8 protein-coding genes are annotated in these 7,570 nt (G+C 69.1%); 4 read left to right on the top strand and 4 right to left on the bottom strand.

Features of this window, described 5'->3' with window-relative positions; all coding sequences use genetic code 11:
- On the top strand, positions 1 to 883 hold an 883-nt coding region (locus CON77_RS06115; protein WP_101048248.1), incomplete at its 5' end, for a zinc ribbon domain-containing protein.
- A 15-nt stretch (positions 884 to 898) separates the two neighbouring features.
- On the opposite strand, the gene tgt is transcribed toward CON77_RS06115, so the two are convergent.
- Genes tgt through queA form a run of 3 tightly spaced genes read right to left on the bottom strand, consistent with a single transcriptional unit; the run spans position 899 to position 3,952 of the window.
- Positions 899 to 2,101 carry a tRNA guanosine(34) transglycosylase Tgt gene (gene tgt / locus CON77_RS06120; protein WP_101048249.1) on the bottom strand — a complete coding sequence of 401 codons (1,203 nt, stop codon included), beginning with the start codon at positions 2,099 to 2,101 and terminating at the stop codon, positions 899 to 901.
- 16 nt (positions 2,102 to 2,117) lie between these two features.
- On the bottom strand, positions 2,118 to 2,816 hold the full coding sequence (locus tag CON77_RS06125; protein WP_101048250.1) for a DUF3334 family protein: 699 nt from the start codon (positions 2,814 to 2,816) through the stop codon (positions 2,118 to 2,120).
- A 35-nt stretch (positions 2,817 to 2,851) separates the two neighbouring features.
- The gene (gene queA, locus CON77_RS06130) at positions 2,852 to 3,952 is read right to left on the bottom strand and encodes a tRNA preQ1(34) S-adenosylmethionine ribosyltransferase-isomerase QueA (RefSeq protein WP_101048251.1); all 1,101 of its coding nucleotides are present in this window, start codon (positions 3,950 to 3,952) and stop codon (positions 2,852 to 2,854) included.
- Between the two features lie 92 nt (positions 3,953 to 4,044).
- Here queA and CON77_RS06135 point away from each other — a divergent pair, with 92 nt between their 5' ends.
- On the top strand, positions 4,045 to 4,809 hold the full coding sequence (locus tag CON77_RS06135; RefSeq protein ID WP_101048252.1) for a ParA family protein: 765 nt from the start codon (positions 4,045 to 4,047) through the stop codon (positions 4,807 to 4,809).
- Positions 4,810 to 4,828: 19 nt separating this feature from the next.
- Here the strand turns inward: CON77_RS06135 and CON77_RS06140 are convergent, their stop codons facing one another.
- Positions 4,829 to 5,836: a sodium-dependent bicarbonate transport family permease gene (locus CON77_RS06140; protein ID WP_101048253.1), complete on the bottom strand. Its 1,008-nt coding sequence runs from the start codon at positions 5,834 to 5,836 to the stop codon at positions 4,829 to 4,831.
- Positions 5,837 to 5,921: 85 nt separating this feature from the next.
- Between CON77_RS06140 and CON77_RS06145 the strand changes: the two genes are divergently transcribed.
- Together CON77_RS06145 and CON77_RS06150 are read left to right on the top strand one after the other, a co-directional pair.
- Positions 5,922 to 6,833: a LysR family transcriptional regulator gene (locus CON77_RS06145; protein ID WP_101048254.1), complete on the top strand. Its 912-nt coding sequence runs from the start codon at positions 5,922 to 5,924 to the stop codon at positions 6,831 to 6,833.
- Between the two features lie 30 nt (positions 6,834 to 6,863).
- Positions 6,864 to 7,570, top strand: a 707-nt coding sequence (locus tag CON77_RS06150; RefSeq protein WP_369407343.1) for an OB-fold nucleic acid binding domain-containing protein, incomplete at its 3' end; no start/stop codon positions are given.

A 7,570-nucleotide genomic window follows, 5' to 3' on the forward strand; every position in this document is an offset into this window, starting at 1 on the left:
GGCGGCCCAGACCGCCCAGGGCCAGGCCCGCGACGCGCAGCAGGCGCTGGAGCAGGCCCAGCTGAAACACCAGGTGGCGCAGTCCGACCACCGCGCCGCGCGCGACACCTTCGGCCACTGGCTGGCCACGCGCAGGGCCACCGAGCGCCCGGAGCAGGACCCGGAGCTGTTGCGCCGCACCGCCGCGCTCGACGGTCTGCGCCAGGCCGAGCGCGAGGCCCTGGGGGCCGTGGAAGCCCAGCAGCAGGCTTTGCTCGACGCGCGCCAGGCCGAACAAGGCGCGCGTGCGCAGCTGCGGCAATTGGAAGACGGCGCCCGCACCGCCTGGCAGGCGGCGCTGCGGGCACAGGAGTTGCGCGTGTTCGGCTACCGCCTGGCGTTAACCCTGCCGCTGCTGGCCGTGGCCGGCTGGCTGTTCGCGCGCCAGCGCCAGAGCACCTGGTGGCCTTTTGTCTGGGGCTTCATTTTTTTCGCGCTGTTCACCTTCTTCGTCGAACTGGTGCCCTACCTGCCGAGTTACGGTGGCTACGTGCGTTACACCGTCGGCATCGTGGTGACGGTGCTGGTGGGGCGCTACGCCATCCTGGCCCTCAACCGCTACCTGGAGCGGCAAAAGGCCGCCGAAACCCTGCCCGATGTCCAGCGCCGTCAGGAGCTGGATTACGACCTGGCCCAGGCCCGCCTGGCCAAGGGCGTGTGCCCGGGGTGTGAGCGGGCGGTGGACCTGAAAAACGAGCAGGTCGATTTCTGCGCCCACTGTGGCCTGTGCCTGTTCCAGCGCTGTGGGGCGTGCCAGACGCGCAAGAGCGCGTTCGCCCGCTTTTGCCAGCGTTGTGGGGCGCCGGCTGCTGCGACCTCGGCGGCCCCGGCGGCGCCGGGCTGAGCCGGCGCCGGGGGCTCACACGCCGCGCGCGCGGTCGTTGCGGAATTGCAGGCGGAAGGCGCCAAACGTGCCCGCGTCCAGCGCGTCGCGCACTTCCTGCATCAGCGCCAGGTAGTAGTGCAGGTTGTGCACCGTGGTCAGCATCGGGCCCAGCATCTCGCCGCAGCGGTCCAGGTGGTGCAGGTAGGCGCGGGAAAAACCGCCGCGTCCGCCCGCGTCCCAGCTCACGCCGCTGGCACCGGCGCAGGCGTAGCAGGTGCAGGTGCTGTCCAGCGGCTGTGGGTCGGCCTTGTGGCGCGCGTTGCGGATTTTCAGGTCGCCGTAACGGGTGAAGATGGTGCCGTTGCGCGCGTTGCGCGTGGGCATCACGCAGTCGAACATGTCCACGCCGCAGGCCACGCCGTCCACCAGGTCTTCCGGTGTGCCCACGCCCATCAGGTAGCGCGGCTTGTGCGCCGGCAAACGGTGCGGGGTGTGCGCCATGATCTGCAGCATCAGGTCCTTGGGCTCGCCCACGCTCACGCCGCCCACGGCGTAGCCGGGGAAGTCCATGGCCACCAGCGCGTCCAGCGATTCCTGGCGCAGGCTTTCGAACATGCCGCCCTGCACGATGCCGAACAGGGCGTTGGGGTTGCCCAGTCGCGCGAATTCGTCTTGCGAGCGCTGGGCCCAGCGCAGGCTCATTTCCATGCTCTTGCGCGCTTCGGCCTCGGTGGTGATGTGGCCCGTGCCTTTTTCACCCTGCCAGTAGGGCGTGCACTCGTCCAGCTGCATCACGATGTCGCTGTTCAGGATGGTCTGGATCTGCATGCTCACTTCGGGCGACATGAACAGCTTGTCGCCGTTCACGGGCGACGCAAAGTGCACGCCTTCCTCGGTGATCTTGCGCATGGCGCCCAGGCTCCAGACCTGGAAACCGCCCGAGTCGGTCAGGATGGGCTTGTGCCATTGCTCGAACTGGTGCAGTCCGCCGAAGCCCTGCATGATGTCCAGCCCCGGGCGCATCCACAGGTGGAAGGTGTTGCCCAGGATGATCTGTGCGCCCATGTCGTGCAGGCTTTGCGGCATCACGCCCTTGACGGTGCCGTAGGTGCCCACCGGCATGAAGATGGGGGTCTGCACCACGCCGTGGTTAAGCGTGAGGGTGCCGCGGCGGGCGTGCGAGCCGGCGTAGCCCTCGCGGGCGGGGTCGGTCTGGAGGAGGTCGAACTTCAGCATGGTCGGGGTTGGGGTCTCACATGCCCAGGGAGCGCAGCAGGGCGTCGGTGTCGCTGTCGCCACCGGGGGTCCCGGTGGCGGGGGCGGCCGGTGCCACAGCGCTGCCGGCGGCTTGCTCCATCAGGGCGTCGGGGTCGGGGGCTTCCTGCGGCTCGAAGTCGACCAGCTTGACGAATTCGGTCCGGTCGATCGCCAGTTCCAGGTAGAAGATGTTGTTGCGGCCGGTGTAGAAGGTCACGCGGCGCGCCTCGGGGTGGTCGAGGTTGGCGTCCACGCTCAGCACCACCTGCTTGTTGATCACCAGCATCTTGGGCTGGTTCTGGGTGATGTGCGTCTGCAACTCGCGCCGCACTTTGCTGGTGAAGTCGCCCAGCACCTGGTTCATCAGTTCGCCCATGACGTTGGCCACCTCGTCCGAGGTGTGGGCGCTGGCCAGGTCTTCCTTGGCCATGCCCATGTTGAGCAGGTAGCTCTGGTACAGCTCCATGGCCGCGGGCGCGGTGAAATTCAGGATCACCAGGCCGGAGAAGCCACCGTCGAACAGCACGAAGCAGCCGATGTCGGGCTTGAGACTGGTTTTCTGGATGCGCTGGACCATGCCGGAGTAGGTGACGCTGCCGTTGGTGGCGGCGTTGAGCACCTTGGTCACGGAGTTGCACAGACTCAGCAGCAGGTCTTCGGTGTCGAACACGGTGTCGGGACGGTCGGCGGCCATGGGGGTTCTCGGAAGGTTGCGGGGTGGGGCTGCGCTCAGGGTGTCCGTTGCAGCAGCATGGCGTCACCATAGCTGAAAAAGCGGTAGCGTTGTGCGATGGCGTGGCGGTACAGCGCCATCACGTGCCCGTACCCCGCGAAAGCGCTGACCAGCATCATCAGCGTGCTCTTGGGCAGGTGGAAGTTGGTGACCAGCACGTCCACCACGCGGAAGGCAAAGCCGGGGGTGATGAAGATGTCGGTGTCGCCGCTGGCCTGACCGCCCTGCCAGTCGGGGCCGGTGCCGCCGCGGGCCCAGCTCTCCAGCGTGCGCACGCTGGTGGTGCCCACCGCCACCACGCGCCCGCCGCGGGCCTTCGTGGCGCGGATGGCCTGTTGCGTGGCTTCGGGCACCTGGTACCACTCGCGGTGCATCACGTGCTCGGCGATGTTCTCGGTCTTGCAGGGCTGGAAGGTGCCCGCGCCCACGTGCAGGGTGACGCTGGCGCGTTGCACGCCGCGCGCCTCCAGTTCGGCCAGCAGCGCTTCGTCGAAGTGCAGGGCGGCGGTGGGCGCGGCCACGGCGCCGGGGTGCTTGGCGAACACCGTCTGGTAGCGGCGCTCGTCCTCGGCGGTGTCGCCGTGTTCGATGTAGGGCGGCAGCGGCACGTGGCCGTGGGCGGCCATCAGGGCGTGCGGCTCGTCGCTGAAGGCAAAGCGGAACAGCGGGCCGTCGTCGTTCGGCCAGCGGCCCAGCAGGGTGGCGGTGAAAGCGGTGGTCGGTGTGCCGCCCGCGTACATGTGCAGGGTGGCGCCCACCGGCGGCTTTTTGCTCACTTTCATGTGCGCCACCACCTCGTGGCCCGGGCCGGGCAGCACGCGTTCCACCAGCAGTTCCACCTTGCCGCCGCTGGCTTTTTCGCCAAACAGCCGGGCCTTGATGACCTGCGTGTCGTTGAACACCAGCAGGTCGCCGGCGCGCAGCAGGCCAGGCAGGTCGCGGAAGATGCGGTCCACCGGCGCGGCGCCGGTGCCATCGAGCAGGCGCGAGGCACTGCGTTCCGCGGCGGGGTGCTGGGCAATGAGTTCGGGGGGCAGCGAAAAGTCGAAATCGCTGAGGGTGTGGGCGCGCGCGGCGCCAGGAGAGGGTGTGCTCATGGGCTTGAGGGCCGGACGGGCCCGTTCCAAGTGGAGGAAGGCGCGATTGTCTCAGAAGGCATAATGTTGCACTGCAACAAACAGGAGTTCGCATGGCCCTCGTCGTGTTCAACCAGAAAGGTGGGGTGGGCAAGTCCACCATCGCGTGCAACCTCGCGGCCATCAGCGCGGCGCAGGGGCTGCGCACCTTGCTCATCGACCTGGACCAGCAGGGCAACTCCACCCACTACCTGCTGGGTGCGCAGGCCGCGGCCGACCAACCCAGCGTGGCCAGCTTTTTCGACCAGACCCTGGGCTTCAGCTTCAACCCCTTGCCGGCCGCCCACTTTGTGCTGGCCACGCCCTACGAGGGGCTGGACGTGATGGCCGCCAGCGAGCGCCTCGACGAATTGCAGACCAAGCTCGAGTCGCGCCACAAAATCTACAAGCTGCGCGAGGCGCTGCAGCAGCTGGCCGACAGCTACGACCGCATCTACATCGACACCCCGCCGGCGCTGAACTTCTACACCCGCTCGGCGCTCATGGGGGCCAGCGGTTGCCTCATCCCCTTCGATTGCGACGATTTCTCGCGCCAGGCGCTCTACACCCTGCTGGCCAACGTGCAGGAAATCCGCGCCGACCACAACCCGGCGCTGGAAATCAAAGGCATCGTGGTCAACCAGTTCCAGCCGCGCGCCAACCTGCCGCAGCGCCTGGTGCAGGAGCTGATCGACGAAGGCCTGCCGGTGCTGCAGCCCTACCTGCCGGCGTCGGTCAAGGTGCGGGAGTCGCACCAGCTCTCGCGGCCCATGGTGCACCTGGACCCGAAGCACAAGTTGACCCAGGCACTGCTCGCTCTGCACGACCGCCTGGGCTGAACCGCGTGCGCAGCCGGCGTCAGGCCAGCACCGCGTGGGCCACGCCGATGTACAGCGGGATGCCGAACAGGATGTTGAGCGGGAAGGTGACGCCCAGCGACAGCCCGAAGTAGAGCGACGGGTTGGCCTCGGGGATGGCGTGGCGCAGCACCGCGGGCACCGCGATGTAGGACGCGCTGGCCGCCAGCACCATCAGCAGGGCGGCGTCGCCCGCGGCAATGCCCGCCGCCCAGGAAAGGCCCAGCGCCAGACCGGCGTGCACCAGCGGACCGACCACGCCGTAGGCCACCAGCCAGGGCGATTGCCCTTTCACCTTGGGCAGGTTGCGCGCGGCCAGCAGGCCCATGTCCAGCAGGAAGAAGGCCAGCATGCCCTTGAACAGGTCGCCGGTGAAGGGTTTCATCGCGGCCTGGCCGGTGTCGCCGGTGACGAAGCCCACCACCATGGCCCCCAGCAACAGCAGCTGCGCGCCGTCGGTGAAGGACTCGTGGAACACCTTCCCCAGCGGCAGGCCTGCGGCACCGCGGCCCGGGGCGGTGAGTGCAGCCACACCGCCGCCCACCGGCACCCCGCCGGCGGCCCGCTGGCGCAGGGTGTTGGCCATCACCACCGCCAGGATGATGGCGGGCGACTCCATCAGCGCCATCGCCGCGGCCATGTGGCCGCCATAGGGCAGGCCCTGGTGGTCCAGCGTCTGCACGGCGGTGATGAAGGTGACCGCGCTGACCGAACCGTAGGTGGCGGCCACCGCCGCCGCGTCCAGGCCCGACAGCCAGCGCCGCAGCACCGCATAGCCCAGCAGTGGCACCAGCGCCGCCAGCGTCACGGCCGCGCCCAGGCTGCGCACCACCTCCAGCGTGAAGCCCGACGCCGCCAGCGCAAACCCGCCCTTGAGGCCCAGCGCCATCAGCAGGTACAGCGACAGGAAGCGAGAGATGGGCGCCGGGATCTCCAGGTTGGATTTGACCAGGCCGGCAAAAGCGCCAAAGAGAAAAAACAGAATTGCGGGGTCGAGCAGGTTGTTCATCGGGTGTTCCTTGGGCCGGGATGCTAAAGTGCCCGATGCATTCTGTAAAATCGATTCAATAAAAGAAAATCATAGATAAAAAACTATGAGTGTCACCTTCCGGCAGCTGCGCACCCTGCTGGCGCTGGCCGAGCACGGCAGCGTCAGCGGCGCGGCGCGGGCCACCCATGTCACCCAGCCCACCGCCTCGATGCAGCTGCGCGAGCTGACCGAGTCGGTCGGCCTGCCGCTGCACGAGGTGATTGGCAAAAAGGTGCACCTCACCGCCGCCGGGGAGGCGTTGGTGCAGACCGCGCGCGGCATGGTCGATGCCTGGGCCTTGTTCGAGCAGCAGGTCGCCGCCATGAAGGGCCTGCACCGCGGCCGGCTGAAGGTGGCGGTGGTCAGCACGGCCAAGTACTTTGTGCCGCGCTGGCTGGGTTCCTTTTGCCAGGCGCACCCGGAGGTGGAGATCGCCCTGGAAATCCTCAACCGCGACGGCGTGGTTCAGCGCCTGCGCCAGAACCGGGACGACCTGTGCATCATGTCCATCCCGCCGCGCGACCTGGAGGTGGACGCGTGCGAGTTTTTGGACAACCCGCTGGTGGTGGTGGCGCCGCTGGGCCACGCGCTGGCGGGTCGCCCCTCCCTGACTCTGGCCGATATCCAGGGCGAGCGTTTCATCCTGCGCGAAAAAGGCTCGGGCACCCGCATGGCGGCGGCGCAGCACTTCGCCGCACAGGGCTGGGTGCCCGAGGTGCGGCTGGAGCTGGGCAGCAACGAGGCCATCAAGCAGGCGGTGGCCGGCGGCCTGGGCATCGCCGTGCTGTCGCGCCACGCGCTGGCGGCCGACCCGGCGCAGGAAGGGCTGGCGCTGCTGCCGGTGCAGGGCTTTCCGATTCACGCGCACTGGTACATCGTGCGCCTGCGCGGCAAGCAGCTGTCGCCGATTGCCCGGGCGTTCGAGCACCACCTGCTGGCGCAGGCGCACAGCCTGTTCGACGGCGCCCCGCCCTGACGGTTGCGGGGGCTGCGGCACAATGCCGCCATGTCTGCGCCCGCCCCGTCCCCGTCCCCCGCGGCCGCCAAAAAGCCCCTGTCCGCGCCGCAAAAAGCCCTGCGCAAGCTGGGCCTGGTGCGGCCGATCGACCTGGCGCTGCACCTGCCGTTGCGCTACGAGGACGAAACCCGCATCACCCGGCTGGCCGACGCCCGCGAGGGCGAGACGGCGCAGATCGAGGGCGTGGTCACCGCCTGCGAACTGTCCCACGGCGGCCGGCGCCAGCTGCTGGTGACGCTCAACGACGGCAGCGGCACCTGCACCCTGCGCTTCTTCACCTTTTACCCCAGCCACCAGAAGGCGCTGGCGGTGGGCGCCCGCGTCCGCGCTCGGGGCGAGCTGCGCGGCGGCTTTCTGGGCTGGACGATGATGCACCCCAGCTTCCACGCCGCCGGCGGTGAGCTGCCCCAGGCGCTGACCCCGGTGTACCCGACCAGCGCCGGGCTGCCCCAGGCCTACCTGCGCCGCGCGGTGCTGGCCGGCCTGAACCGCGCCGACCTGAGCGACACGGTACCGGCGCCGGCCCTGGCCGAATGCCCCGGCCTGACCTGGCATGCCGCCGCGCCGCCCTCGGCCGCCGCGGCCCTGGGGGCCCCGGAACGCCCCTGGAGCCTGCGCGACGCGCTGCGCTTTCCGCACCAGCCGCGGCCCGATGTGCCGCTGGCCGCGCTGGAAGACCGCAGCCACCCGGCCTG

Source organism: Macromonas nakdongensis (assembly GCF_002837145.1).
Taxonomy (GTDB): Bacteria; Pseudomonadota; Gammaproteobacteria; order Burkholderiales; family Burkholderiaceae_C; genus Macromonas_B; species Macromonas_B nakdongensis.

Bases quoted from the DNA above. Each gene is read 5' to 3' on its own strand.
- tgt (WP_101048249.1), bottom strand. From the start codon at position 2,101: ATGCTGAAGTTCGACCTCCTCCAGACCGACCCCGCCCGCGAGGGCTAC.
- CON77_RS06125 (WP_101048250.1), bottom strand. From the start codon at position 2,816: ATGGCCGCCGACCGTCCCGACACCGTGTTCGACACCGAAGACCTGCTG.
- queA (WP_101048251.1), bottom strand. From the start codon at position 3,952: ATGAGCACACCCTCTCCTGGCGCCGCGCGCGCCCACACCCTCAGCGAT.
- CON77_RS06135 (WP_101048252.1), top strand. From the start codon at position 4,045: ATGGCCCTCGTCGTGTTCAACCAGAAAGGTGGGGTGGGCAAGTCCACC.
- CON77_RS06140 (WP_101048253.1), bottom strand. From the start codon at position 5,836: ATGAACAACCTGCTCGACCCCGCAATTCTGTTTTTTCTCTTTGGCGCT.
- CON77_RS06145 (WP_101048254.1), top strand. From the start codon at position 5,922: ATGAGTGTCACCTTCCGGCAGCTGCGCACCCTGCTGGCGCTGGCCGAG.